The organism is Pseudomonas fluorescens, from assembly GCF_001648775.1.
GTDB classification, from domain to species: Bacteria; Pseudomonadota; Gammaproteobacteria; order Pseudomonadales; family Pseudomonadaceae; genus Aquipseudomonas; species Aquipseudomonas fluorescens_M.
The window spans coordinates 43880-69216 of the sequence record NZ_LVEJ01000032.1 but is presented as its reverse complement, the minus strand read 5'-3'; the positions used below and the strand labels follow the sequence as shown (position 1 = coordinate 69216).

Annotated in this window: 24 protein-coding genes; 18 read left to right on the top strand and 6 right to left on the bottom strand. The window is 59.0% G+C overall.

Going from position 1 to position 25337, the window contains the following annotated elements; all coding sequences use genetic code 11:
- The first annotated feature begins 174 nt into the window (after positions 1–174).
- From rpsP to A8O26_RS26445, 5 genes are all read left to right on the top strand, one after another.
- Positions 175–426, top strand: a complete 252-nt coding sequence (gene rpsP, locus A8O26_RS26465; RefSeq protein WP_003185073.1) for a 30S ribosomal protein S16 — start codon at positions 175–177, stop codon at positions 424–426.
- A gap of 5 nt (positions 427–431) precedes the next feature.
- Positions 432–968, top strand: a complete 537-nt coding sequence (gene rimM / locus A8O26_RS26460) for a ribosome maturation factor RimM (protein WP_064120588.1) — start codon at positions 432–434, stop codon at positions 966–968.
- A 2-nt stretch (positions 969–970) separates the two neighbouring features.
- Positions 971–1723, top strand: a complete 753-nt coding sequence (gene trmD / locus A8O26_RS26455) for a tRNA (guanosine(37)-N1)-methyltransferase TrmD (protein ID WP_008081628.1) — start codon at positions 971–973, stop codon at positions 1721–1723.
- 45 nt (positions 1724–1768) lie between these two features.
- The gene (rplS, locus tag A8O26_RS26450; protein ID WP_003175895.1) at positions 1769–2119 is read left to right on the top strand and encodes a 50S ribosomal protein L19; all 351 of its coding nucleotides are present in this window, start codon (positions 1769–1771) and stop codon (positions 2117–2119) included.
- A gap of 91 nt (positions 2120–2210) precedes the next feature.
- Positions 2211–2624, top strand: coding sequence for an acyl-CoA thioesterase (locus A8O26_RS26445; protein WP_038357747.1), 414 nt, complete (start codon positions 2211–2213; stop codon positions 2622–2624).
- Positions 2625–2742: 118 nt separating this feature from the next.
- On the opposite strand, the gene A8O26_RS26440 is transcribed toward A8O26_RS26445, so the two are convergent.
- Positions 2743–4551: a cation:proton antiporter gene (locus tag A8O26_RS26440; protein WP_064120587.1), complete on the bottom strand. Its 1809-nt coding sequence runs from the start codon at positions 4549–4551 to the stop codon at positions 2743–2745.
- A gap of 108 nt (positions 4552–4659) precedes the next feature.
- On the opposite strand from A8O26_RS26440, the gene xerD reads away from it, so the two are divergent.
- The 7 genes from xerD to A8O26_RS26405 all read left to right on the top strand — a co-directional run bounded on the left by xerD (position 4660) and on the right by A8O26_RS26405 (position 11922).
- The gene (xerD, locus tag A8O26_RS26435) at positions 4660–5556 is read left to right on the top strand and encodes a site-specific tyrosine recombinase XerD (RefSeq protein ID WP_064120586.1); all 897 of its coding nucleotides are present in this window, start codon (positions 4660–4662) and stop codon (positions 5554–5556) included.
- A 254-nt stretch (positions 5557–5810) separates the two neighbouring features.
- Complete coding sequence (gene dsbC / locus A8O26_RS26430; RefSeq protein ID WP_064120585.1) at positions 5811–6542, top strand: bifunctional protein-disulfide isomerase/oxidoreductase DsbC; 732 nt, start codon at positions 5811–5813, stop codon at positions 6540–6542.
- 131 nt (positions 6543–6673) lie between these two features.
- A complete protein-coding gene (locus tag A8O26_RS26425; protein WP_007908972.1) occupies positions 6674–7978 on the top strand; it encodes a homoserine dehydrogenase in 1305 nt (434 codons plus the stop codon).
- A gap of 66 nt (positions 7979–8044) precedes the next feature.
- Positions 8045–9454, top strand: coding sequence for a threonine synthase (gene thrC / locus A8O26_RS26420; protein ID WP_064120584.1), 1410 nt, complete (start codon positions 8045–8047; stop codon positions 9452–9454).
- A 120-nt stretch (positions 9455–9574) separates the two neighbouring features.
- Complete coding sequence (locus A8O26_RS26415; protein WP_064120583.1) at positions 9575–10948, top strand: transporter substrate-binding domain-containing protein; 1374 nt, start codon at positions 9575–9577, stop codon at positions 10946–10948.
- Between the two features lie 117 nt (positions 10949–11065).
- Complete coding sequence (locus A8O26_RS26410; RefSeq protein WP_064120582.1) at positions 11066–11473, top strand: response regulator; 408 nt, start codon at positions 11066–11068, stop codon at positions 11471–11473.
- 167 nt (positions 11474–11640) lie between these two features.
- Complete coding sequence (locus tag A8O26_RS26405) at positions 11641–11922, top strand: DUF3509 domain-containing protein (protein WP_064120581.1); 282 nt, start codon at positions 11641–11643, stop codon at positions 11920–11922.
- Between the two features lie 175 nt (positions 11923–12097).
- Here A8O26_RS26405 and A8O26_RS26400 read toward each other — a convergent pair whose 3' ends face one another.
- Together A8O26_RS26400 and A8O26_RS26395 are read right to left on the bottom strand one after the other, a co-directional pair.
- Complete coding sequence (locus A8O26_RS26400) at positions 12098–13057, bottom strand: TIGR02285 family protein (RefSeq protein ID WP_064120580.1); 960 nt, start codon at positions 13055–13057, stop codon at positions 12098–12100.
- On the bottom strand, positions 13005–14204 hold the full coding sequence (locus A8O26_RS26395) for a CaiB/BaiF CoA transferase family protein (RefSeq protein ID WP_064120579.1): 1200 nt from the start codon (positions 14202–14204) through the stop codon (positions 13005–13007). Before A8O26_RS26395 ends, A8O26_RS26400 begins: the two co-directional genes overlap by 53 nt.
- Before the next feature lie 146 nt (positions 14205–14350).
- On the opposite strand from A8O26_RS26395, the gene A8O26_RS26390 reads away from it, so the two are divergent.
- The 3 genes from A8O26_RS26390 (at position 14351) to A8O26_RS26380 (ending at position 18049) form a co-directional block, all read left to right on the top strand.
- Positions 14351–14893 carry a YaeQ family protein gene (locus A8O26_RS26390; protein ID WP_007908961.1) on the top strand — a complete coding sequence of 181 codons (543 nt, stop codon included), beginning with the start codon at positions 14351–14353 and terminating at the stop codon, positions 14891–14893.
- A 55-nt stretch (positions 14894–14948) separates the two neighbouring features.
- Entirely contained in the window at positions 14949–16658 is a 1710-nt protein-coding gene (recJ, locus tag A8O26_RS26385; protein ID WP_064120578.1) for a single-stranded-DNA-specific exonuclease RecJ, read from the top strand.
- A gap of 284 nt (positions 16659–16942) precedes the next feature.
- Complete coding sequence (locus tag A8O26_RS26380) at positions 16943–18049, top strand: NADH:flavin oxidoreductase/NADH oxidase (RefSeq protein WP_064120577.1); 1107 nt, start codon at positions 16943–16945, stop codon at positions 18047–18049.
- Between the two features lie 207 nt (positions 18050–18256).
- On the opposite strand, the gene A8O26_RS26375 is transcribed toward A8O26_RS26380, so the two are convergent.
- Positions 18257–19885 (bottom strand): glucan biosynthesis protein D, encoded by a 1629-nt coding sequence (locus A8O26_RS26375; RefSeq protein WP_064120576.1) that lies wholly within the window; start codon positions 19883–19885, stop codon positions 18257–18259.
- A 403-nt stretch (positions 19886–20288) separates the two neighbouring features.
- Between A8O26_RS26375 and A8O26_RS26370 the strand changes: the two genes are divergently transcribed.
- The 3 genes from A8O26_RS26370 (at position 20289) to A8O26_RS26360 (ending at position 22061) form a co-directional block, all read left to right on the top strand.
- A complete protein-coding gene (locus A8O26_RS26370) occupies positions 20289–20474 on the top strand; it encodes a hypothetical protein (protein ID WP_016986386.1) in 186 nt (61 codons plus the stop codon).
- Positions 20475–20916: 442 nt separating this feature from the next.
- Entirely contained in the window at positions 20917–21498 is a 582-nt protein-coding gene (locus tag A8O26_RS26365; RefSeq protein WP_064120575.1) for a ComF family protein, read from the top strand.
- A gap of 5 nt (positions 21499–21503) precedes the next feature.
- Positions 21504–22061, top strand: a complete 558-nt coding sequence (locus A8O26_RS26360; protein WP_064120574.1) for a hypothetical protein — start codon at positions 21504–21506, stop codon at positions 22059–22061.
- Positions 22062–22119: 58 nt separating this feature from the next.
- Here A8O26_RS26360 and A8O26_RS26355 read toward each other — a convergent pair whose 3' ends face one another.
- The gene (locus tag A8O26_RS26355; protein WP_064120573.1) at positions 22120–23604 is read right to left on the bottom strand and encodes an APC family permease; all 1485 of its coding nucleotides are present in this window, start codon (positions 23602–23604) and stop codon (positions 22120–22122) included.
- A 225-nt stretch (positions 23605–23829) separates the two neighbouring features.
- Positions 23830–25254 (bottom strand): gamma-aminobutyraldehyde dehydrogenase, encoded by a 1425-nt coding sequence (locus tag A8O26_RS26350; protein WP_064120572.1) that lies wholly within the window; start codon positions 25252–25254, stop codon positions 23830–23832.
- Between the last annotated feature and the right edge of the window lie 83 nt (positions 25255–25337).

Below are 25337 nucleotides of genomic sequence, written 5' to 3'. Positions count from 1 at the left end.
GCTGACCGGCCGTTTTCATCGACGGCTCTCTATGCAAATCTGCACGGCATCCCATGGGCGCCGGAAAAAGTCATTTGCAAAAGTCCGGATATTCCTTAGAATATGCGGCCTTTCGGGCACCCATGCCCGCTGTGCATTTAGATTTGCAGCACCGACTACAGGAACGATGTTCACATGCTAACAATCCGTCTTGCCCTTGGCGGCTCCAAAAAGCGCCCGTTTTACCACCTGACCGTAACCGACTCGCGTAACCCGCGTGACGGCTCCCACAAAGAACAGGTTGGTTTCTTCAACCCTGTTGCCCGTGGTCAGGAAATCCGTCTGTCCGTGAACCAAGAGCGCGTAGCCTACTGGCTGAGCGTTGGTGCACAACCTTCTGAGCGCGTTGCTCAGTTGTTGAAGGAATCTGCCAAGGCTGCGGCCTGAGCAATATGAACGCGACGCCTGCTGTTGCCGATGATTTGATCGTTATTGGCAAAATTTATTCTGTTCATGGCGTTCGCGGCGAAGTGAAGGTTTATTCCTTTACTGATCCGACTGAAAACCTGTTGCAGTACAAAACCTGGACGCTCAAGCGCGAAGGCAATGTCAAACAGGTCGAGCTGGTCAGTGGACGCGGGAGCGATAAGTTCCTGGTCGCAAAGCTCAAGGGTCTTGATGATCGTGAAGAAGCTCGTCTTCTGGCCGGTTATGAGATCTGCGTGCCGCGCAACCTGTTCCCTGAATTGACCGACGGCGAGTACTACTGGTACCAGCTGGAAGGTCTGAAGGTCATCGATCAACTGGGGCAATTGCTCGGGAAAGTCGATCATCTTCTGGAAACCGGCGCCAATGATGTAATGGTCGTCAAGCCTTGCGCTGGCAGCCTGGATGATCGCGAACGCTTGTTGCCCTATACGGTGCAATGCGTGTTGGCCGTCGACCTGGCGGCGGGCGAGATGAAGGTGGATTGGGACGCGGACTTCTAAACGTGGCTAATTTGCGCGTAGAAGTGATCAGTTTGTTTCCCGAGATGTTTTCCGCCATCGGCGACTACGGCATCACCAGTCGAGCGGTCAAACAGGGGCTCTTGCAGCTGACCTGTTGGAATCCGCGAGATTACACGACGGATCGGCATCACACTGTGGACGATCGCCCGTTTGGCGGTGGTCCGGGCATGGTGATGAAGATCAAGCCCCTGGAAGATGCTCTGGTTCAGGCCAAGGCAGCAGCCGGGGAGGCGGCGAAGGTGATTTACCTGTCCCCCCAAGGCCGTCAACTGACTCAGTCGGCGGTACGCGAGTTGGCACAATCGGATGCATTGATCCTGATTGCCGGCCGCTATGAAGGCATTGACGAGCGTTTTATTGAAGCTCATGTCGATGAAGAGTGGTCGATTGGCGACTATGTACTGTCTGGCGGCGAGCTGCCGGCGATGGTCCTGATCGATGCGGTTACACGACTGCTGCCTGGAGCTTTAGGGCATGCGGATTCCGCTGAGGAAGATTCCTTTACGGATGGTCTGCTGGATTGCCCGCACTACACCCGACCTGAGGTGTATGCGGATCAGCGTGTTCCCGACGTGTTGCTGAGTGGCAATCACGCGCATATCCGGCGATGGCGTTTACAGCAGTCCCTTGGTAGGACCTTTGAACGACGCGCCGATCTTCTGGAAAGCCGCTCGCTTTCTGGAGAAGAGAAGAAGCTGCTCGAGGAATACATCCGCGAGCGGGACGATAGTTAACAACGTATCGATGGTAGATCGAACGATTTACCTTAGGAGCACAGCATGACCAACAAAATCATCCTTGCACTCGAAGCAGAGCAGATGACCAAAGAAATCCCTACCTTCGCCCCAGGCGACACTATTGTCGTTCAGGTGAAAGTGAAGGAAGGCGATCGTTCCCGTCTGCAAGCGTTCGAAGGCGTTGTAATCGCCAAGCGTAACCGCGGCGTGAACAGTGCGTTCACCGTTCGTAAAATCTCCAACGGTGTTGGCGTAGAACGTACTTTCCAGACCTACTCCCCGCAGATCGACAGCATGGCTGTTAAACGTCGCGGTGACGTACGTAAAGCCAAGCTGTACTACCTGCGCGACCTGTCGGGTAAAGCAGCTCGCATCAAGGAAAAACTGGCTTAAGTCCAGCTTCCGATGCAGAAAAAAGCAGCCTACGGGCTGCTTTTTTGTTGCCTGCAATTTATTCACCGTACTTTCGTTTCAGGCCAGAACCATGACCACCCGCGACCAGGAAATCGAACGCCGCACCGAACTCTCGGTGACCCGCGTAACCAAAGCTGTCTTCCCGCCGACCACCAACCACCACAACACTCTGTTCGGCGGCACTGCGCTGGCATGGATGGACGAAGTGTCGTTCATCACCGCTACGCGATTCTGCCGCTTGCCGCTGGTGACCGTGTCTACTGATCGCATCGACTTCAACCACGCGATCCCGGCCGGTTCCATCGTTGAGCTGGTAGGGAAGGTGATCAAGGTCGGCAACACCAGCCTCAAGGTCGAGGTGGAAGTGTTTGTCGAGAGCATGAGCTGTGATGGTCGCGAGAAGGCGATTCATGGGCAGTTCAGCTTCGTGGCCATTGATGATGACAAACGGCCGGTGCCGGTGCTGCCAGGCTTTGCGGCCTGATCCAGATCCGAGTCGAGCCGTTCGCGAGCAAGCTCGCTCCCACAGGTTCTGTGCCGGACACAAATGTTGTGTTCACCCCGACCACTGTGGGAGCGAGCCTGCTCGCGAAGGCATAAGGTCAGGCGCCGCTGGCCTCAGGCTGAATCAATGCCAACAACGTCCATCCTGCACCAGGCTTCACCGTCGCTTCCGGCGTCACCACATGCACCCAGCCACTGTCATCACGCATGAACAGCAACGTCGCACGATTACCATGCAACGCCCGGTAGTCCTCCCAGCCAAACCCGTCCGTTAACGTTGTGCTGTACAACTCCGCACCCTGGCCCATCTGACTGGCCAGCTTCGCATAGGTGAACGCCTCGCTACCCAACTGATTGCCACGATGCTCCAGGCTCGCCCGGTGCTTGTCACTGCGACGGCTTTCATGACCACTGGCCAGGCCAAACAAGCGCTGATGGCCGAAGTCATGGCGAAAGCGCATCGCCGCCAAGGTATTGAGTTCACCCGATGGCGACAGCGCCAGCAAATGCCCGAGCCCGACCAGATCCAGATGCGCATCGGCATGCTGTGAGGCCGGGTTGCCAAAGTACGTTGGCAAACCTTCCATGCGCGCCGCACGAATGTTTTCCCAGCTCGAATCGGTCAGCAGCACGCGGCTGCCCAATTGCTGCAGCGATTTGCCCAGCTCCCGCGCCGGCCCGTTTGCGCCGACGATCAGGAATCCACTTGGCGCCGGTTCTGCGACTTTCAACAGTCGCGCCAACGGCCGTGCCGTGGCACTTTGCAGGACCACCGTGCCGATGATCACCGCAAAGGTCAGCGGCACCAGCAGCAACGCCCCCTCATGCCCGGCTTCATGCAAACGAATCGCAAAAATCGCCGACACCGCCGCCGCGACAATCCCGCGTGGTGCAATCCAGCACAGCAGCGCCCGCTCACGCCAGCTCAGGCTGGAGCCGGCTGTACTGAGCAACACGTTCAACGGCCGCGCGATCAGTTGAATCACCAGCAGCAGAATCAGCACCAACGGGCCCAGTCCGATCAAGGCATACAAGTCCAAACGTGCCGCCAACAAAATGAACAATCCGGAAATCAGCAGCACGCTGAGGTTTTCCTTGAAGTGCAGGATGTGCCGCACATCCACGCCCTTCATGTTCGCCAGCCACATGCCCATCAGCGTCACCGCCAGCAGCCCGGACTCGTGCATCACTTCGTTGGCGGCAATGAAAATCCCCAGCACCGCCGCCAGCGAAGCGAGGTTATGCAGATACTCCGGCAGCCACTGCCGGCGGATCACCGTGCCGAGCAGCCAGCCGCCGACAATGCCAAAGACCGCGCCGCAGAGAATCACGCCGCCGAACGTCAGCAGGCTCTGCTTGAGGCCATGGCCTTCAGCGCTGGCAATAATGAAGCTATAAACCACCACGGCGAGCAGTGCGCCAATCGGGTCGATAACGATGCCTTCCCAGCGCAGGATGTTGGCAATCGAAGCTTTCGGCCGCACCACGCGCAGCATCGGCACAATCACTGTTGGGCCGGTGACCAGCGTCAGGCTGCCGAACAGAATCGCCAGCAACCAGTCGAAGCCGAGCAGGAAGTGTGTGGCGACCGCAATGACGATCCAGGTCGAGATCGCGCCAAGGGTCACCAGACGATGGACGACGCTGCCGATCTCCTTCCATTCCGACAGGTGCAATGTCAGGCTGCCCTCGAACAGAATTAACGCCACCGCCAGCGACACCAGCGGCATCAGCAGCGGCCCGAACATTTCCTGTGGATCGAGCCAGCCCAGCACCGGGCCGACCAGGATACCGGTCAGCAACAGAAACAGAATCGCCGGCAGCTTCAGGCGCCAGGCCAGCCATTGGCACCCCAGCGCCGCCGCGCCAATCCCGCCAAATGCCAAAAGAATTTGCTGCTCGTTCATTGATGCTCCCTGTTCCTTGAAATAGCGGGCTATGAAAGACTAGCGCCCATTCCTACAGTTCACTCTACATTTGCGCGTCGGCCTCAAGGTCGCGTGTCTTGAGCGCCCATGCCTGCCATCGACCATCCGCTGATTGACCAATTCCTCGACGCTTTATGGCTGGAGAAGGGCCTTTCCGACAATACCCGCGGCGCCTATCGCAGCGATCTGGCGTTGTTCAATGGCTGGTTGCAGGAGAAAAACCTGGAGCTGATCAACGCCGGTCGCGAACTGATCCTCGATCATTTGGCCTGGCGTCTGGAGCAAAACTACAAACCGCGCTCCACGGCGAGATTTCTCTCCGGTGTGCGTGGCTTTTATCGCTATTTGCTGCGGGAAAAAATGATCAGCGTCGATCCGACATTGCGCGTCGACATGCCGCAATTGGGCAGGCCGTTGCCCAAGTCCTTGTCGGAAGCCGACGTTGAAGCGTTACTCAAAGCGCCGGACTTGAGCGAGGCCATCGGCCAGCGTGATCGCGCCATGCTTGAAGTGTTGTATGCCTGCGGTTTGCGCGTGACGGAACTGGTCAGCCTGACGCTGGAGCAGGTCAACTTGCGTCAAGGTGTGTTGCGGGTGATGGGCAAGGGCAGCAAGGAGCGGCTGGTGCCGATGGGCGAGGAGGCGATTGTCTGGATCGAGCGCTATATGCGTGACGGTCGCGGCGAACTGCTCGGTGGTCGTCCCAGTGATGTGCTGTTCCCCAGCCAACGCGGCGAGCAGATGACTCGCCAGACCTTCTGGCACCGCATCAAGCATCAAGCCAAGGTCGCCGGGATCGGCAAGTCGCTGTCGCCGCACACCTTGCGCCATGCGTTTGCCACGCACTTGCTCAACCACGGCGCGGATTTGCGCGTGGTGCAGATGCTGCTCGGCCACAGTGACCTGTCCACCACGCAAATCTACACCCACGTCGCTCGCGCCCGATTGCAGGATCTGCACGCCAAACACCACCCGCGCGGCTGAACAAAACCCCTGTGGGAGCGAGCCTGCTCGCGAAGAGGGAGTGTCAGTCAGCGTTCATTTAGCTGACACACCGCTTTCGCGAGCAGGCTCGCTCCCGCAAGGATCTGTGCAGTCCTGAACGTGTGGCGACAGGTGCATTCGGCCACCGTGGCCTTATGTGTTAGGCTTTGCCGGTTTGCACGATGGACGGTTATGACCCGGTGTTCCGGCACGGGCGTTCTGATCGTTCCATTTGTCCGCCTTCAGGAGTTCTCATGCGTCTGACCCAGATTTTCGCCGCCGCAGCCATTGCGTTGGTCAGTACCTTTGCCGTCGCCGATGACGCGGCCGACAAAGCCATTCGTCAAAGCCTGGAAAAACTCGAACTCGAGGTTCCGGTAGAAAGCATCAGCGCCAGCCCGTTGCCGGGCATGTACGAAGTCAAGCTCAAAGGCAGCCGCGTGCTCTACGCCAGCGCCGATGGCCAGTACATCGTTCAGGGTTACCTGTTCCAGCTCAAGGACGGCAAACCGGTCAACCTGACCGAGAAGACCGAACGCCTGGGCATCTCCAAACTGGTCAACGCCATCCCGGTCGCCGAAACCGTGGTTTACCCCGCTGTGGGCGAGACCAAATCACACATCACCGTGTTCACCGACACCACCTGCCCGTATTGCCACAAGCTGCACGCCGAAGTGCCTGAGCTGAACAAGCGCGGCATCGAAGTGCGCTACGTTGCGTTCCCGCGCCAGGGCCTCGGCTCGCCGGGCGACGAGCAACTGCAAGCCGTGTGGTGCTCGAAAGACAAGAAAGCCGCCATGGACAAAATGGTCGATGGCAAGGAAATCAAGGCCGCCAAGTGCGAGAACCCGGTTTCCAAACAGTTCGCTCTGGGTCAGTCGATTGGCGTGAACGGTACACCGGCCATCGTTTTGGCCGACGGACAAGTCATTCCGGGCTACCAGCCTGCGCCACAAGTCGCCAAACTGGCGCTGGGCGCGAAGTAATTCGCATCGTCGCGGTCAGCCGCTGACGATCATGGCCTGGCAGCCACATCGCCGGGCCATTAATAGAGAGCCGCGAGCACGCGGTTGTTTTCCGGCCGACTCCGTGTCGGCCGTTTTATGGGGAGTTCACAGTGAATCCGGTCAAAGTAGGCATCTGTGGGTTAGGGACCGTCGGTGGCGGTACCTTCAACGTACTTCAGCGCAACGCCGAGGAAATTGCTCGTCGTGCCGGGCGTGGAATCGAAGTGGCACAAATTGCCATGCGCACGCCAAAGCCTCAGTTCCAGACGACCGGTATTGCGATTACCAACGATGTCTTCGAAGTGGCCACGAACCCTGAGATCGACATCGTCATAGAGCTGATGGGCGGCTACACCGTTGCCCGCGAGCTGGTACTCAAGGCCATCGAGAATGGCAAGCATGTGGTCACCGCGAACAAGGCTCTGATTGCCGTTCACGGTAATGAAATTTTCGCCAAGGCTCGCGAGAAAGGCGTGATCGTCGCGTTCGAAGCGGCTGTGGCCGGTGGCATTCCGGTGATCAAGGCGATCCGTGAAGGTCTGTCCGCCAACCGCATCAACTGGGTCGCCGGGATCATCAACGGCACCGGCAACTTCATCCTCACCGAAATGCGCGAGAAGGGCCGTACCTTCGAAGACGTGCTGGCCGAAGCTCAGGCACTGGGTTACGCCGAAGCCGATCCGACCTTCGACGTTGAAGGCATCGACGCCGCGCACAAGTTGACGATTCTGGCCTCTATCGCGTTCGGCATTCCGCTGCAATTCGACAAGGCTTACACCGAAGGCATCACCAAGCTGACCACCGCTGACGTCAACTACGCCGAAGCGCTGGGCTACCGCATCAAGCACCTCGGCGTGGCGCGCAGCACTGCCGCCGGTATCGAGTTGCGCGTGCACCCGACGCTGATCCCGGCCGATCGCCTGATCGCCAACGTCAACGGCGTGATGAACGCGGTGATGGTCAACGGTGACGCCGCCGGTTCGACGCTGTTCTATGGCGCTGGCGCTGGCATGGAGCCAACCGCTTCGTCGGTGATCGCCGACCTGGTCGACGTGGTTCGTGCGATGACTTCCGATCCGGAAAACCGTGTGCCGCACCTGGCCTTCCAGCCGGACTCGCTGTCGGCCCATCCGATCCTGCCGATCGAAGCCTGCGAAAGCGCGTACTACCTGCGCATTCAGGCCAAGGACCATCCGGGCGTATTGGCTCAGGTGGCGAGCATCCTCTCGGAGCGCGGCATCAACATCGAGTCGATCATGCAGAAGGAAGTCGAGGAACACGACGGTCTGGTGCCGATGATCCTGCTGACCCACCGCGTGGTCGAGCAGCGCATCAACGACGCCATCGCCGCCCTCGAAGCGCTGGCCGGCGTCAACGGTCCGGTGGTACGGATCCGCGTCGAGCACCTGAACTAAGTCGTTGTCCTGCACCGGCCGCGTGAACGGGGCCGTTGTTGTGAACACTCTCCATTGGAGTCAGTCATGCGTTACATCAGTACCCGCGGCCAGGCACCGGCCCTGAATTTCGAAGACGTCCTTCTGGCTGGTCTGGCGACCGACGGCGGTCTGTACGTTCCGGAAAACCTGCCACGTTTCACCCAGGAAGAAATCGCTTCCTGGGCCGGCCTGCCGTATCACGAGCTGGCTTTCCGCGTCATGCGCCCGTTCGTCACCGGCAGTATTCCGGATGCCGATTTCAAAAAGATTCTCGAAGAAACCTACGGCGTGTTCTCGCACAGCGCCGTGGCGCCGCTGCGTCAGCTGAACGGCAACGAATGGGTGCTCGAGCTGTTCCACGGCCCGACCCTGGCGTTCAAGGACTTCGCCCTGCAACTGCTCGGTCGTCTGCTCGACTACGTGCTGGAAAAACGCGGCGAGCGCGTCGTAATCGTTGGCGCTACTTCCGGTGACACCGGTTCGGCCGCCATCGAAGGCTGCAAGCACTGCGAAAACGTCGACATCTTCATCCTGCACCCGCACAACCGTGTGTCTGAAGTGCAGCGGCGCCAGATGACGACGATCTTCGGCGAGAACATCCACAACATCGCCATCGAAGGCAACTTCGATGACTGCCAGGAAATGGTCAAGGCCAGCTTCGCCGATCAGAGCTTCCTCAAAGGCACGCGTCTGGTCGCGGTGAACTCGATCAACTGGGCGCGGATCATGGCCCAGATCGTCTACTACTTCCACGCAGCCCTGCAGTTGGGCGGCCCGGCGCGTTCGGTGTCGTTCTCGGTGCCGACCGGCAACTTCGGCGACATCTTCGCCGGTTACCTGGCGCGTAACATGGGCCTGCCGATCAACCAGTTGATCGTCGCCACCAACCGCAACGACATCCTGCACCGCTTCATGAGCGGCAATCAGTACGTCAAGGACACCCTGCACGCCACGCTGTCGCCGTCGATGGACATCATGGTCTCGTCGAACTTCGAACGCCTGCTGTTCGACCTGCACGGTCGCAACGGCGCAGCGATCGCCGGCCTGATGGATTCGTTCAAGCAAGGTGGCGGTTTCAGCGTCGAGCAAGAGCGTTGGACCGAAGCACGCAAGCTGTTCGACTCGCTGGCCGTGGATGACGCACAAACCTGCGAAACGATTGCGCAAGTGTACGAGCAGACCGGCGAAGTGCTGGATCCGCACACCGCCATCGGCGTCAAGGCTGCGCGCGAATGCCGGCGCAGCCTGGACATCCCAATGGTCATTCTGGGCACCGCTCACCCGGTGAAATTCCCAGAGGCTGTAGAGAAAGCCGGTGTAGGAAAAGCGCTCGAACTACCTACACATCTTTCTGATTTGTTTGAACGAAACGAGCGCTGCACCGTTCTGCCAAATGAGCTGAAAGCCGTGCAAGCCTTTGTCAGCCAGCATGGCAACCGCGGCAAGCCGCTTTAAGCCTGCAAAAGCTGTCACATTTTGAAGCCCGTCTCCTGACGGGCTTTTTTGTTTCTGCTGCCACACTGCTCGGGTTTTCACCCATGAAGGACGGGTGAGTCGATCACGAAGGAAGTGGCAATGCTGTTTTATAGAGGTTTGAGACCGGCACTGGGCGGGTTGTTTTTGTTGGGCATGCTGGGAGTGATGCGTTGCAGCGTGGCGGCGCAATTGGCGCTGCATGAGGATATCGACGCGTTCAGTGTGCAACCTGTTGCACTCGATGCCGATGAGCGTCAATGGATTCGCGAGAACCCCAAGGTGACGGTGGCGTCGGTGCAATACCCGTTATATCTGTTTCAGGATGAACACGGGCAATGGAGCGGTTTGAACAATGATGTGCTCAAGCGCGTCAGTGCGATGACCGGGCTGCAGTTTGAGCATCAGGAATCGTTTTCCACCGACCATATGCTCGAGCGTCTGGAGAGCGGGGCGGCGGACATCAGCACGACGCTGGCGATGAGCGATGAACGCAAGGTGTTCCTGGATTTCAGCCACGCGTTCGGTGGGGCTGGCTGGGTGTTTGTCGGTCGCGCCGGAGCACCGAGCGTGGAGTCTTTCGAGCAGTTGAGTGGGCGTGTGGTTGTGCTGCCGGCCCGGCACGCCCTGGAAGACGTGATCCGGCGCGACTTCCCCCTGATCGAAGTGCGTTCGGTCAAGACTTACGCCGAGGCCCGGGCCCTGGTCGAGAGCGGCGAAGCCTACGCCACCATCGAAAACGAAATCGGTGCGCAACTCTACCCCTTGGGTTTGCTCAGGGTAGGGGGGCTGGTGGAGGGCAAATGGGAGGCTGATCATCTGGCAGTGCGCAAGGGCATGCCACAGCTGCTGAGTATTCTCAACAAGGCCCTGGAGGCTTTTCCGGCCGCCGAATTGCGCGCGATTCGATTGAAATGGCTGGAGGGTATTTCGCCGGTACCGGTACCTACGATCGGCCAGCGGCTGCTCGAGTGGGGTTGCTGGTTGATGGGCGGCTGGGGCGTATTCGGGCTGCTGTCGCTGGTGTGGAACCGGCGACTGGCGGCAGTGATCAAGTTGCGACGCGAGGCGGAAAAGGATCTCGGCGATCAACTGGCGTTTCAACATGCACTGATTGATTCCATGCCTGACCCGGTGTTTGTCCGCGATCTGCAAGGGCGCCTGATCATGTGCAACCGCAGCTATGAAGAGGCGCTGTCGATTCGTCTGGATCAAGTGCAGGGGCGTCAGTTGATCGAAGTGGACGCCTTGCCTGAGGCGACGGCCTTGATGCTGCACGACGAGTTCATGGTGCAGTTGCGCACGCGCAAATCGCGCTTCAGCAAACGGCAATTGCAGTTCAAGAATGGCCCGCGCGAGGTCTACCAATGGACGGTGCCGTTCTACAGCGCCGACGGCAAATTACGCGGATTGCTCGGTGGCTGGACGGACATCACTCAGCGTCGCACCGAAAGCGGCTGTCGATGTCTGCAGTGAACTTGGGAAATGTCCTATAAGACACGGCTACTTTTCCGATGGGAGGCTTAAGACGGCTGTCCTAGAGTGAGCGATACCTGCGGTGAGAGTCCGCGAACGTCGCCCCAGAGGTCGCTCATGCGCTCGCTAAAAGTCCTGATTCTTGAACCCAACCCCTTCCAGCTGATGGCATTGCATCAAATGCTCAATGCCATTGGCATCTATGACGTGCTGACGGCGCCGTCGCTGGCAGCGGCCCTGTGTTCACTGGGGCATCGCGGCGCGGTCGATATCGCCATCTGCGATCCGCAACTCAAGGGCGGCGATGGCCTGGCGTTGATTCATCATCTGGCCCGGCAGCGTGAAGCGCATGCGTTGATCCTGCTGGGCGCGGTCGCTTCAAGCGTGCTGGCGGATCTCGATCCGTTGCTCAGCGAGCACCGGGTGCGACTGCTGGGATGCCTGCAAACGCCGGTCTCAGCGGTGCTCATGCGAGGTTTGCTCGACGGTTACCTGATCGCTGCTGCGCCGGCTGCCGAGGCCTGAAGCGGACGGTTATTTTTCTGTCATCTTCACCGTGCATGCTCTGACCAACCGGTAACGCTTCCACGGATGGAGCAGTCGGCAGGCAGAACTTTCTTCTCGGGCCGGTGGTCATTTACTGTGAACATGCCCCAGACACAATGTTTTCGGACTATTGAGTGGAGATCGAGATGGAAAGTATCAGTCTATTGCTCGGTGAGGCTCTGAGCCCGTATCAGGTTTCGTTGTCTGCAAGCGGTGCCCGTGGCGAATGCCGGGTGACCTTGAAAAACAGCAACGGTGCGATTGTGGTGGAACGCGAATTCAATCAGGCGCAATTGAGCGACAAGCGCTTGCTGACGGATGTGGTCGACGGGCTGCACCGTGACGTTCTTATCGCCGAAGGACGCCTGGAGCCCTGCGTGATCGCGGCATTGCGCAACGCGGCGCTGGATAAGCGTGCCGCGCTGTAAAGATGAAATATTTTTTGTGGGAACCTTCCTGCATCCCTGTCAGTCAGACCCCATAACAGCAGGATCAAGCATTGTGCTCCGGTGCTTGTCGCTTGCTGCTACGGGTCCTTTGTAGACCACGTTTAACCCCGAGTCGTCTCCCCACTTCTCGGGGTTTCTTTTGTCCGGCGTTTACCTACTGCGCGGCCTGCTGTTCGAAAAACAGGCGGGCCTGTTGCAGATAATCGGCTTGGCGCTCGGGGTCCAGCCACGCCGCGTAGAGCTGATTCAAATGCTCGTGGGGCAGGGTGCGCAGCAGTTGATTGATCTCGCTGATCGCCTGCCGTCCCTGTGTGGTGTCGGAACAGGCCACGTACCCGGAGATATATTTCCCGTTGCCCTGTATGGGATAAAACTCCAGCTCATCTTCGGCGATCTGCGCCTGTTTCGCCTGGTAGCGGATTTCCGGCCAGTAACCCAGCACCACCTGCAACCGACCCAAGCGCTGCATCGACAGCAGATTGGTCAACGCGTCGTTGCCGTAATGTGCTGTCAGCGCGCCGCTGGGCGCCTCATGCAAAATAGTGTCGATGACTTCGCCATAACTGCGTTCGGCAACCACGCCGACTTTTCTGTCGGTGGCGGCGAGCAGCGCCGACAGATCCACTTCGCCGTCCACCAGATAGGGTTTGAGCACCGCGCGATCCTGCTGTCGAACCACCAAACCATTACTCACCGCGCGGATCGCCGGAATCGAATAGGCGACCCATTGCGCACGTTGCTTGTTCCACAACAGCGCGGGGTCACAGGCGAAAGGATTTTCATGCAGCATTTGCAGACCGCGGGCGCGATTGACCCGCATCAGCGTGTGTTCGTACTGCGGCATGCCGGCGATCAGCAGCGGCATCAATTGATCGATCACGCCCTGGCCCTTTTTCGGGCCTTCGTAAATGGTCAGCGGCGGCAGGTCACGCAGCAACCAGATCAGCATCGGTTTAGCCTGAGCCCCGGCGGACAGGGCCAGCAGAAATAACAGACCGAACAGCCGCCATGTCCACCAGTGAAGGGCGCGGTTGTTCGGTGAGGTCTGCGCGCGCTTCAGCTTAAATGGCTCCGTCTTCGCGCAGTCGGGCGATCTGCTTCTCGTCGTAGCCAAGATCGTGGAGTACCTGCGCGTTGTGTTCACCGAGCTGCGGTCCGACCCATTCGGACGTGCCGGGTGTATCAGAGAGTTTCGGCACGATGCCCGGCATCTTGAAGTCCTTGCCGTCCGGCAGCTTGGCGTGGAGGAACATTTCTCGCGCCAGGTACTGCGGGTCGTTGAACATGTCTTCGGCACTGAAAATCCGGCTGGCCGGCACCTCGGCCTGATTGAGCAGGTCGAGTACGGATTGCAGCGGCAGCGAATTGACCCAGCGATCGATCACGCCATACAACTCGTCACGACGGTTGTCGCGCCCGTCGTTGCTGGCCAGCGTCGGGTCATTGGCCAGGTCTTCACGGCCGATGATCAACATGAAACGCTTGAAGATCGCGTCACCATTGGCGCCAATCTGCACGTGTCTGCCGTCGGCGCTGGTGTGGATCGACGACGGCGTGATGCCGGGCATGATGTTGCCGCTGCGTTCGCGAATGAAACCGAACACATCGAACTCCGGCACCATGCTTTCCATCATCGCGAAAATCGCTTCGTACAACGCCACATCGACGACCTGGCCGGTGCCACCGTTGACCTCACGATGCCGCAGCGCCATCAGCGCACCAATCACGCCCCACAGCGCGGCAATCGAGTCGCCGATGGAAATCCCGGTGCGCACCGGTGGCCGGTCTTCGAAACCAGTGATGTAGCGCAGGCCGCCCATGGATTCGCCGACCGCACCGAAGCCCGGCTGATCCTTCATCGGCCCGGTCTGGCCGAAACCGGACAGGCGCACCATCACCAGTTTCGGATTCAGTGCGTGCAGGGTTTCCCAGCTCAGGCCGAGTTTTTCCAGCACGCCGGGGCGGAAGTTCTCAATGAGGATGTCGGCTTCGCTGAGCAGTTGTTTGAGGATCGCCAAACCGTCGGGGTGTTTGAGGTTCAGCGTCAGTGACTTTTTGTTGCGCGCCTGCACGAACCACCACAACGACGTGCCTTCATACAACTTGCGCCACTTGCGCAGCGGATCACCGCCATCCGGCGATTCGATCTTGATCACTTCGGCGCCGAACTCGCCGCAAATGCGCGAGGCAAACGGCCCGGCAATCAACGTACCCAATTCAATGACTTTCAGACCCGAGAGCGGTTTGCTGGTGAACGGCATGCGAAATCCTGTAGGACAAGGCTGAGCAGATACAGCGTTTTAACATAGCCGGCTGTCAGGCGCCGCAGGTTGATCGCCATCAATTCGAAGATTGCCTACAGCATCGGTTAGACTTGCCGACTTTCCTCGTATCAAGAAGCCCGTTCATGGCCCAGCCTTCGACCACCTACAAGTTTGAACTGAACCTCACCGACCTCGACCGCAGCGTCTACGAGAGCGTCAAGCAGACCATTGCCCGTCACCCTTCGGAGACCGAAGAGCGCATGACCGTGCGACTGCTGGCCTACGCCCTCTGGTACAACGAGCAGTTGTCGTTTGGTCGCGGTCTGTCAGACGTGGATGAACCTGCGCTGTGGGAAAAGAGCCTGGACGATCGTGTTCTGCACTGGATCGAAGTTGGTCAACCGGATGCCGATCGCCTGACCTGGTGCTCGCGTCGCACCGAGCGCACCAGCCTGCTCGCCTACGGCAGCCTGCGCGTGTGGGAAACCAAGGTGATCCCGGCGATCAAGAACCTGAAAAACGTCAATATCGCCGCCGTCCCGCAAGAAGTGCTGGAGACCCTGGCCAAGGACATGCCGCGCGTGATCAAGTGGGACGTGATGATCAGCGAAGGGACGATCTTCGTCACCGACGACCGTGGTCAGCACGAAGTCCAGTTGCAATGGCTGCAAGGTGAGCGCGGCTGATCCCGCGTCATCAACTGATTAATCCCACGTATTAAAGAGAAGTCTCCGTCACCCCATGCGTATCGAATCTCGTCCGTTACCCGCCACGCTGCCCTTTCTGGGTGAATTGCCACCGCTGCTGACCCGCCTGTACGCGGCGCGGGGCGTGCAGTCCGAGGCAGAGCTGGACAAGAGCCTGGCGCGGTTGATCCCGTTCCGGCAACTCAAGGGCATCGACGCGGCGGTGGACCTGTTGGTGACGGCGCTGGAACAACGCCAGCGCATCCTTATCGTCGGCGACTTTGATGCGGACGGCGCAACGGCCAGCACCGTCGGCATGCTTGGCTTGCGTTTGTTGGGTGCGGCGCATGTCGATTATCTGGTGCCGAACCGTTTCGAATACGGCTACGGCCTGACCCCGGAAATCGTCGAAGTTGCCTTGACGCGCGAGCCGCATTTGCTGGTGACCGTCGACAACGGTATCTCCAGTGTCGAAGGCGTGGCAGCGGCGAAAAAGGCTGGGCTCAAAGTGCTGATCACCGACCACCACTTGCCCGGCGATGAACTGCCGCAGGCCGATGCGCTGGTCAACCCGAACCAGCCGGGTTGCGAATTCCCAAGCAAGGCGCTGGCCGGCGTCGGCGTAATTTTCTATGTGTTAATGGCGTTGCGCGCGCGCTTGCGCAGCCTCGGCTGGTACGAAAACAAGCCGCAGCCGAACATCGGCGAGCTGCTCGATCTGGTGGCGCTGGGCAGCGTTGCCGACGTGGTGCCACTGGACGCCAACAACCGGATTCTGGTGCATCAAGGTCTTGAACGCATTCGCGCCGGCCGCGCACGGCCGGGGATCAAAGCGATTCTTGAAGTGGCCAAGCGTGATGCCGCACGTATTACCTCTACGGATCTCGGTTTCATCGTCGGCCCGCGCCTGAACGCCGCCGGGCGTCTGGACGACATGAGTCTGGGCATCGAATGCCTGCTCACTGCCGACGCCAATCTGGCCCGGGAAATGGCCGCGCAACTCGACGGCATGAACCAGGACCGCAAATCCATCGAGCAGGGCATGCAGCGTGAAGCGCTGGCGCAGCTCAAGGACTTGCCGGTGGAGTCGATGCCGTTTGGCCTGTGCCTGTTCGATCCGGAATGGCACCAGGGCGTGATCGGTATTCTCGCTTCGCGCATGAAAGAGCGTTATTTCCGCCCGACCATCGCCTTCGCCGATGCCGGTGATGGCCTGCTCAAAGGCTCGGGGCGTTCGGTGCAGGGCTTCCATATTCGTGACGCGCTGAGCGTCGTGGCGGCGCAGCATCCGAACCTGATCGCCAAGTACGGTGGCCACGCGATGGCCGCCGGTCTGACCTTGCCGCAAGAGAATTTTCCGCTGTTCGCCGAGGCATTCGACGCTGAAGTGCGTAGGCAACTTCGCGAGGAAGACCTGACCGGACGTTTGCTCTCGGACGGCACGCTGGCGGTGGAAGAATTCCACCTCGAACTGGCCCGCGCGCTGCGCCACGCCGGGCCTTGGGGGCAGCACTTCCCGGAGCCGTTGTTCCATGGCGTGTTTCAGTTGGTCGAGCAGCGCGTGGTCGGCGAGCGGCACCTGAAAGTGGTGCTGAAAAGTGAATGCGGCTCGGTGAAACTCGATGGCATTGCGTTTGGTATTGACCGGGATATCTGGCCGAATCCGACGATTCAGTGGGTTGAGCTGGCTTATAAGCTTGACGTTAACGAGTTTCGGGGTAATGAGACTGTTCAGTTGATGATTGCTCATATCGAACCGCGTTAAGTCCTTCGCGAGCAGGCTCGCTCCCACATTTGGAATGCATTCCACTGTGGGAGCGACGGTGCGACGATTCGACCTGCTCGCGAAAGCGTCCTTTCACACGCTGAATCACTCTGAACCCTCCCTCATCCCCGGTTGTCGACTAGGCTCTAAGCACTGCTTGATTGGCCTTGTGACGTCTTGTCGAATTTTTTGCCCGCGGGGGCGGGTGCTGCACCTTTTTCCTGTCACTCGTCGACTATTCAAACAGAACCCTGGAGCCTGCCCACTGATTTGAGAGGTGCCCCATGAGTCTGCTGCTTGAACCCTTCACCCTTCGCCAACTGACCTTGCCCAACCGCATCGCCGTGTCGCCGATGTGCCAGTACTCCAGTGTCGACGGCCTGGCCAACGACTGGCACCTCGTTCACCTCGGTAGCCGCGCCGTGGGTGGCGCCGGTCTGGTCTTCACCGAAGCCACGGCAGTCACCGCCGACGGGCGGATCACCGGCGAAGACCTTGGCCTGTGGAACGACGAACAGATCGAACCACTGCAACGCATCACCCGCTTCATTACGTCTCAGGGCGCGGTCGCCGGCATTCAACTGGCCCATGCCGGGCGCAAGGCCAGCACCCATCGGCCGTGGATCGGCAAGCATGGCAGCGTCAAACCCGATGATGGCGGCTGGACCCCGGTCGGGCCGTCGCCGATTGCCTTCGACCCACAACACACGCAACCGAAACAGCTCGATGAAGGGCAGATTACCGACGTCATCCAAGCCTTTGTCGATGCCGCCAAACGCGCGCTGAAGGCCGGATTCAGTGTGGTTGAGGTGCATGCGGCGCATGGTTATCTGCTGCATCAGTTTCTCTCGCCGCTGAGCAATCAGCGCCGCGATCAGTACGGGGGCTCGTTTGAAAACCGCATTCGTCTGGTGCTGCAAGTGACCGAAGCGGTGCGGGCGGTCTGGCCTGAGGAGTTGCCGCTGTTTGTCCGCGTGTCGGCCACAGATTGGGTTGAGGATGGCTGGAACCCGGATGAGACCGTCGAGCTGGCGCGCCGCCTGCACACCCTTGGCGCGGATCTGATCGACGTGTCGTCGGGTGGCACCGCAGCCAACGCCGAGATTCCGGTGGGGCCGGGTTATCAGACGCGCTTCGCCGAACGGGTACGCAAGGAGTCAGGCATCGCCACCGGCACTGTCGGAATGATTACCGAGCCGGCCCAGGCCGAGCACATCCTGCGCACCTGTCAGGCCGACATCATCTTCCTTGCTCGCGAGCTGCTGCGTGATCCGTACTGGCCGCTGCACGCCGATGATGATCTGGGTGGGCGCAAAGCGGTGTGGCCGGCGCAGTATCAGCGCGCGACGCATCGGGATCAGCCGATTCATGAGTCTGATTTGCGCGATTGAGTCAGTCGCGATAAAGCAAAAAGCCCCGGTCAGTGATGGCCGGGGCTTTGTTTTTTTGTCTGCTGAATGTTGTTTTGCCTGGGCCTCCTTCGCGAGCAGGCTCGCTCCCACATTGGATCATGCCGGTCATGACTTTTGTGATCGGCCGAGATCAACTGTGGGAGCGAGCCTGCTCGCGAAGAGGCCCGCCCAGACGCTAGAGAAACATCAAGGGTATTTGCGTTTATCCGGCGCCGGCGGGAAGTACTGGTACAACCACGTCTCGCTCAACGTACGATCGTTGGTGCGGATAAACAACCGCAGCTCCACCGGCTCAACACTGTCACTGGTCGGGTACCAGTCGAACAGAATCCGGTAACCCTTGATGTCATCCAGCACCAGCACGCTGAAATCCTGCACCTTGCCGTTCGAGCACGTCACCACCGGCTCAATCCCGGTGCCCTGCGGCAGACGATCGAGACCGCCACCGGTAAAGTCCACGGCAAAACGACGCGCCCACACTGGCGGGTAATGCTCGCCCGGTGCCCAGCCCTCAACGAAACCGCCCATGCCGGAACGAGTCGCCTGCACCCGCGCCAACGGCGTGCTCACCGGTGGCAGCGCGCTCCAGTAAAGCTTGTAGCCGTAGTTCAGCGAATCGCCGGCAGCCACCGGTTTTTTCGGTGTCCAGAACGCGACGATGTTGTCGAGGGTTTCGCCGGTGGTAGGAATTTCCAGCAGATCGATCGAGCCTTCGCCCCACGCGGTGGTCGGTTCGACCCACAGACTCGGGCGCTTGCTGTACCAGTCGACGGTGTCCTGATAGTTGGCGAACTCATGGTCGGTCTGCACCAGGCCGAAACCTTTCGGATCAGTATCGGCGAAGGCGTTGAACTGCAGGGTCGCCGGGTTGTTCAGCGGACGGCAGATCCACTCGCCGTTGCCGCGCCACATGGCCAGGCGATCCGAGTCGTGGATTTGCGGATGAATGGTGTCGCACATGCGCCGTTCGTGGTTGCCGCAGCTGAACATGCTGGTCATCGGCGAGATGCCCAGTTGCTCGATGGCGGTGCGCGCATTGATGTGTGCGTCGATCTCCATCACCACGCGTTCGGCCTGGCAATCGATGTCGAAGCGGTAGGCGCCGGTCGCGCTTGGCGAGTCGAGCAGGGCGTAGACCACAAAACGTGTGGCGTTCTTGTCCGGGGTCTCGAACCAGAACTTGGTGAAGTCAGGGAATTCTTCGCGCTTCTTGGCGTAAGTGTCGATCGCCAGGCCACGCGCGGAGAGGCCATATTGGCCAGTCGCATCGACTGCACGGAAATAACTGGCGCCGAGGAACGACACCACGTCATGGCGATCGAGTTCCGGCGCCTTGAACAGCTTGAAGCCGGCAAAACCCAAATCGCCTTTCAACTGTTGAGTGTCGACCGAAGTGTTTTCATAGTTGAACAGCGCCGGACGGAAATGCACCTCACGCGCGGTACGAGTCTTGGGATCGACGCTGTACATGCGCACCGGCTGGCGGAAACCCATGCCGACGTGGAAGAACTGCACGTCCAGTTGGCCCTTGTTTTCCTTCCACAGCGAATGCTCGCCGTCGTAGCGGATCGCGTTGAAGTTTTGCGGGGTCATGGTCGCCAGCGTCGGCGGCAGCACCTGCTTGGTGTCCTGATAGGCACTGCCAGCCAGTTGCTTGGCCTGGCGCTTCAGCGCTTCGAAGTCAAACGCCTGCGCCTCGCCATCGGCGGCGCCACCATTGGCCGCCCACGCACGGGTGGCCAGCAGGCCGGTGGCCGAAAGACCGGTGTAAGCCGCAATGGCCATGGACGCTTTGAGCAAATTCCTGCGGTGCATAAATACAACCTGTCGTGTGCAATCCCGCGCCGTTCCTGGCACGTGCTGGATCAGAAATAACGGTTCGGACAAGCCTTCGGCCAAACGCAACGGACTATAAACAGATGCCGGCTAGCTTAAACGGTTCGCTCGCATTGCAAAATTCGTTGATTCACTGCTCCAGTGTGTCAATGAAACAAGACATGTCGGTTAAAAGTCTGACAGGACCTTCTGATTTACACGGCATATCTGCTTTTCTCGACTAATTACTCTAAAAACAGCTTTTCAGCGCCGAATTAATTTCTATTCTATGGGCATGACCGGTGCGACCCATCTGACCGGTAGGGCACACGGCGCTGCTGTAAGGGGCAGGGCGATGTGGTGTTTAAGCAATTCTTTGCAGTATTAGAGAAGGACATCGTCCATGGCAAAAATCCAAGGTATCACCGACATGCTGGGCATTTTTCCTTGCCTGGGCAGCGGCCGCAAAAGACGCCGGCTCAGCTCCGACGAGCTGAAACTGGTAGAGCGTTATCGAGAGCTCTCAGAAGGGGACCGGATTGCGATGCGTTATCTGGTGGATGCGATGCGGAGTGTTTCGCGGTTTTAACGCTGGGGTGGGCACCGTGAAAGCCATTTGGCTTTGACGGTGGCCAGGTCAATCAACCTACGAGTTAACCCCCGTGGCGAGGGAGCTTGCTCCCGCTGGACTGCGCAGCAGTCCCCTGCTTTTTCAAGAGGGGCCGCTACGCGACCCAGCGGGAGCAAGCTCCCTCGCCACAGGTTTTTTCATTCGGGCCGTTGACTGGTGAGAAGAAGCCTATCTGCTGATCATGTATGACACCAAGTCGGTTCTATCGATACCTTCTGTAGGAAAGAGGATTTATCGCTGAGGGTCGTATCTGTAGGAAATGCCTGTTTTTGCATTGGCGTCAGCGAGACCGCCCCTCACCAGTGTTTTTTCCGTTATTTGTTTGAATCTTGCGCATCGTTGCAGATGCCGGCCCGTCGTTTCAGGGCTCAAAGGATTGTGACGAATAAAGGAGAATTCAATGAAGGTGTCTCTCAAGCAGATCAACGGCCCTTGGGATCAGGGCTGGGTGCTGGACAAACACATGGTAAGTAGTACCTTTCTTGGCAACGATGATCGCGGACACCCATGCTTCGATAATCAGCGAACTGAGATTGGTGAGGCGACCTACCAGCTCAAATACCAGAAGGATTGGACTCAGGTCAGTCCACTTGCCCAGGCAGTAGCGACAAATGTGTTCCCAAAACTGAATCAGGTCGGGTTTGTAGTGCCTATGCCCGCTTCAAATATTCGTCAGCGACAACCGGTGACTGAAGTTGCCCTGGCGTTGGGACGAATTATCGGTCGGCCGGTTTTCACGGATTTGCTTCGAAAAGCGACTACGGGAAAGTCGCTCAAGGATTTACATTCCAAAGCCGACAAGGTTGCCGCGATTGGAGACAGTTTCACTGTCAATGATGAAATCACCACCGATGGATGCTGGAATGTTTTGGTTGTAGATGATTTGTTTGATAGCGGAGCGTCGATGGACGCGGCCTGCGCTGTTCTGCGTAAATATCCGAAAGTAGGGAAAATTTACGTCGCAGCGCTAACTTGGAAGTGAATTCAATGACCACTGTATTTATTGCTGGCTCTATCAACATCAAGAACCTTGATCCGAAGGTTAAAGAGCGCATCAATAATATCGTCGCGTCAGATTTTGAGGTGGTGGTTGGGGATGCAGGTGGCGCCGATACCTCCATTCAGGAGTACCTGCTGAGTCTCGAACGATCCAGAACCACGGTGTTCTGCAGCGGTTCTGCTCCTAGGAATAATCTTGGACAGTGGCCCGCCAGAACAGTCGACTCCAAGCATTCCAAGGGGTCGAGAGCCTTCTTCACCGAGAAAGACGTCGTCATGGCCGAAGCAGCTGACTACGGTTTGATGATCTGGGACGCAAAGAGCACCGGTACGCTCAGTAACGTCATTGAACTGTTGTCGAGAAAGAAGAAGTCGCTTGTTTTCGTCAACAAGGAAAAGGAATTCAAGGTGGTCGGAGACGTCAGTCAGCTCGAAGAATTGATTGCATTCATGTCCGATCACGCCAAGCAAAAAGCCAATGAAAAAATCAAACTGTTCGACCGTATTTCCCTGTTGAAGCACGATCAGGCGGAGCTTTCTTTTTGATGAGGTTTCACGGCTTACCTGAACCTCGGCACCTTGTCGGTGCCGGGATCAAACGCTCTTAGCGACTCACCTTCCAGGCATCTCCAGCCGGCGCCTTGCCATGGTCATACGGCTTGCCAATCCACATATAAACCAAGCCCAAGCCAATCACGATCGCCGTGCTCAACACCATCGCATAGTTCACATACCACGCCGCATCCGGCGTGCGTGGCCAGGCCATGTTGATGATTGCGCCGACGCCGTACACCAGCGCGCCGATGTTCACCGGCCAGCCCCATGCGCCGAGGGTGAATTTGCCGCTCGGTTTCCAGCCTTTGCTGCGGGCGTACAGCGCGGCCAGCACGATCATCTGGAACGCGAGGTAGATGCCGATGGCGGCGAAGCTGACGATGGTGGCGACGGCGTCTTGCAGGAAGAAGCCGAGGGCGATGATCAGCGCGGGCAGGACGCCGGACACGAACAGCGCGGCAACCGGTACTTGGGTGGTAGGAGAAATCTTTTTCAGCAGTCGGCTGCCGATGACCATTTCATCGCGCGCGTAGGAGTACAGCAGACGGCTCGCCGCGGCTTGTAGGCTGATGACGCAGGAGATGAAGGAAATCATCACCACGCCCATCACTACTTTCGAACCGACCGGGCCGAAGGCATTGTTGAGGATGGTGGTGACCGGGTCTTTGTCGGTGCCGTTGATCACCGCTTGCATGTCCGGCACGGCGAGGATCAGTGCCAGGCAGGCGAACATCGCGGCGATGCCGCCGATGTAGATGGTCATGCGCATGGCCACCGGAATTTTCGCGCTCGGGTTCGGGGTTTCTTCGGCGACGTCGCCGCAGGCCTCGAAGCCGTAGTAGAGGAACATCCCCGCCAGCGACGCGGTGAGGAAGGCCGGCAGGTACGAGCCGTCGACGCTGATGTCGAAGGTGTTGAACAGCACGCTGAGCGGTTGATGGCGTTCGAATACCAGCAGGTACACGCCGACGATCACCGCGCCAACCAGTTCGCAGAGGAAGCCGAACATGGCGATGCGCGCCAGCACTTTGGTGCCGCTGAGATTGACCAGAGTGGCGAACAGGGTCAGCACCAGGGCGATGACGATGTTGGTGTTGTTGCTTGGCTCGAAACCGAGCATGGCGGCCAGGTACGGGCCAGCGCCGACCGCAACGGCAGCGATGGTCACGCAAAGGGCGATGGAGTAGATCCAGCCAACCATCCACGCCCATTTCTTACCGACCAACCGGCGCGCCCAAGGGTAAACACCGCCGGAAATCGGGAATTGCGAAACCACTTCGCCGAAGACCAGGCACACCAGCAACTGGCCGCAACCCACCAGCAAGTAGGCCCAGAACATCGGTGGGCCGCCTGCGGCGAGGCACAGGCCGAAGAGGGTATAAACCCCTACGACCGGTGACAGATAAGTGAAGCCCAACGCGAAGTTTTCCCACAGGCTCATGCTGCGGTTGAAGTTCGAGGTGTAGCCCAGTTTGCGCAGTTGTTCGGCATCGCTGTCGGCAACGGCTGTGGCGAGATCGGGTGAGGAACTCATGTGTGTTTGCTCCGTGAAATCGGCAGATTTCGGATGGCCGAGGCCGTGGCGGGGCTTTGTGGGCGCCGCCCGGTTCGGTAGTTATTGTTAGGTATTGAATCCTGGTGGTGCGCAGAGCCGGTTTCTGCCTTGAAGCCGGGGGTGACGCCTTCGCGAGCAAGCTCGCTCCCACAGGGGATTGCATTTCAATGTGGGAGCGAGCTTGCTCGCGAAGCTTTTAAAGGCTTAGTGCTTGAACATCACATGCCGAACGGTGGTGTAGTCCTCCAGCCCATACATGGACATGTCCTTCCCGTAACCAGACAATTTCTGACCGCCATGGGGCATTTCGCTGACGAGCATGAAGTGCGTATTCACCCAAGTGCAGCCGTACTGCAAGCGTGCCGAGATGCGATGCGCGCGTCCTACATCCGCTGTCCACACCGAGGAAGCGAGGCCGTAGTCCGAATCGTTGGCCCATTCCAGCGCCTGCGCTTCATCGGTGAATTTGGTCACCGAAACCACCGGCCCAAACACTTCGCGGCGGACGATTTCGTCGTCCTGCTGGGCATCGGCCAACACCGTCGGCTCGAAGAAGAAACCATTGCCATCAACAGCCTTGCCGCCAGTGATCAAACGAATGTGCGGCTGCGCCACGGCGCGTTCGACAAACCCGGCAACGCGGTCGCGATGTTGCGCGGTGATCAACGGCCCCAGTTCGGTCGACGGATCATCCTGCAAGCCGTACTTGATGCTGCTGACCGCCGCGCCGAGCTTCTCGACGAACTTGTCGTAGATGCCTTGCTGCGCATAGATCCGGCACGCGGCGGTGCAATCCTGCCCGGCGTTGTAAAAACCAAAGGTACGAATGCCTTCAACCGCTGCATCGATATCAGCGTCGTCGAAAATGATCACCGGCGCCTTGCCACCCAGTTCCATGTGCATGCGTTTAACGCTGTCAGCGGTGCTGGAAATGATGTTGGCGCCCGTCGCGATGGACCCGGTCAGCGAAACCATGCGCACTTTCGGATGGGTAACCAACGGACTGCCGACGGTAGGACCGCGACCAAATACCAGATTGAGTACACCGGCCGGGAAGATTTCCGACGCCAGTTCGGCCAGACGCAACGCGGTCAGCGGGGTTTGTTCCGACGGCTTGAGCACTACGGTATTACCCGCGGCCAGCGCCGGGGCAATTTTCCAGGCGACCATCATCAGCGGGTAGTTCCATGGCGCGATGGAGGCAATCACGCCGACCGGGTCGCGACGGATCATTGAGGTATGGCCGGGCAGGTATTCGCCTGCGGCCGAGCCGCTCATGCAACGGCTGGCGCCGGCGAAGAAGCGGAACACGTCGGCAATCGCCGGGATCTCGTCGTTGAGCGCGGCGCTGTAGGGTTTGCCGCAGTTGTCAGATTCGAGTTTGGCCAGTTCTTCGCCGTGGGCTTCGATGGCGTCGGCCAGTTTGAGCAGCAACAGCGAGCGATCTTTCGGCGCGGTTTGCGACCACTCGGGGAAAGCGTTGTCGGCGGCGCGTACGGCGGCATCGACCTGGGCTTCAGTGGCTTCGTTGATCTCTACCAGCACTTCGCCAAGCGACGGGTTGAGCACCGGTTGCGCCGGGCCTTCGCCGTTGATGAGTTGGCCGTTGATCAAGAGTTTGGTTTGCATGTCTGTTGTCCTCACTAACACTTTTATTGTTCTGGCCGAATCGAGAACCCTGTGGGAGCGAGCTTGCTCGCGAAAGCGGTGTG

Bases quoted from the DNA above. Each gene is read 5' to 3' on its own strand.
- rpsP (WP_003185073.1), top strand. From the start codon at position 175: ATGCTAACAATCCGTCTTGCCCTTGGCGGCTCCAAAAAGCGCCCGTTT.
- rimM (WP_064120588.1), top strand. From the start codon at position 432: ATGAACGCGACGCCTGCTGTTGCCGATGATTTGATCGTTATTGGCAAA.
- rplS (WP_003175895.1), top strand. From the start codon at position 1,769: ATGACCAACAAAATCATCCTTGCACTCGAAGCAGAGCAGATGACCAAA.
- A8O26_RS26445 (WP_038357747.1), top strand. From the start codon at position 2,211: ATGACCACCCGCGACCAGGAAATCGAACGCCGCACCGAACTCTCGGTG.
- A8O26_RS26440 (WP_064120587.1), bottom strand. From the start codon at position 4,551: ATGAACGAGCAGCAAATTCTTTTGGCATTTGGCGGGATTGGCGCGGCG.
- xerD (WP_064120586.1), top strand. From the start codon at position 4,660: ATGCCTGCCATCGACCATCCGCTGATTGACCAATTCCTCGACGCTTTA.
- dsbC (WP_064120585.1), top strand. From the start codon at position 5,811: ATGCGTCTGACCCAGATTTTCGCCGCCGCAGCCATTGCGTTGGTCAGT.
- thrC (WP_064120584.1), top strand. From the start codon at position 8,045: ATGCGTTACATCAGTACCCGCGGCCAGGCACCGGCCCTGAATTTCGAA.
- A8O26_RS26415 (WP_064120583.1), top strand. From the start codon at position 9,575: ATGCTGTTTTATAGAGGTTTGAGACCGGCACTGGGCGGGTTGTTTTTG.
- A8O26_RS26410 (WP_064120582.1), top strand. From the start codon at position 11,066: ATGCGCTCGCTAAAAGTCCTGATTCTTGAACCCAACCCCTTCCAGCTG.
- A8O26_RS26405 (WP_064120581.1), top strand. From the start codon at position 11,641: ATGGAAAGTATCAGTCTATTGCTCGGTGAGGCTCTGAGCCCGTATCAG.
- A8O26_RS26395 (WP_064120579.1), bottom strand. From the start codon at position 14,204: ATGCCGTTCACCAGCAAACCGCTCTCGGGTCTGAAAGTCATTGAATTG.
- A8O26_RS26390 (WP_007908961.1), top strand. From the start codon at position 14,351: ATGGCCCAGCCTTCGACCACCTACAAGTTTGAACTGAACCTCACCGAC.
- recJ (WP_064120578.1), top strand. From the start codon at position 14,949: ATGCGTATCGAATCTCGTCCGTTACCCGCCACGCTGCCCTTTCTGGGT.
- A8O26_RS26380 (WP_064120577.1), top strand. From the start codon at position 16,943: ATGAGTCTGCTGCTTGAACCCTTCACCCTTCGCCAACTGACCTTGCCC.
- A8O26_RS26375 (WP_064120576.1), bottom strand. From the start codon at position 19,885: ATGCACCGCAGGAATTTGCTCAAAGCGTCCATGGCCATTGCGGCTTAC.
- A8O26_RS26370 (WP_016986386.1), top strand. From the start codon at position 20,289: ATGGCAAAAATCCAAGGTATCACCGACATGCTGGGCATTTTTCCTTGC.
- A8O26_RS26365 (WP_064120575.1), top strand. From the start codon at position 20,917: ATGAAGGTGTCTCTCAAGCAGATCAACGGCCCTTGGGATCAGGGCTGG.
- A8O26_RS26360 (WP_064120574.1), top strand. From the start codon at position 21,504: ATGACCACTGTATTTATTGCTGGCTCTATCAACATCAAGAACCTTGAT.
- A8O26_RS26355 (WP_064120573.1), bottom strand. From the start codon at position 23,604: ATGAGTTCCTCACCCGATCTCGCCACAGCCGTTGCCGACAGCGATGCC.
- A8O26_RS26350 (WP_064120572.1), bottom strand. From the start codon at position 25,254: ATGCAAACCAAACTCTTGATCAACGGCCAACTCATCAACGGCGAAGGC.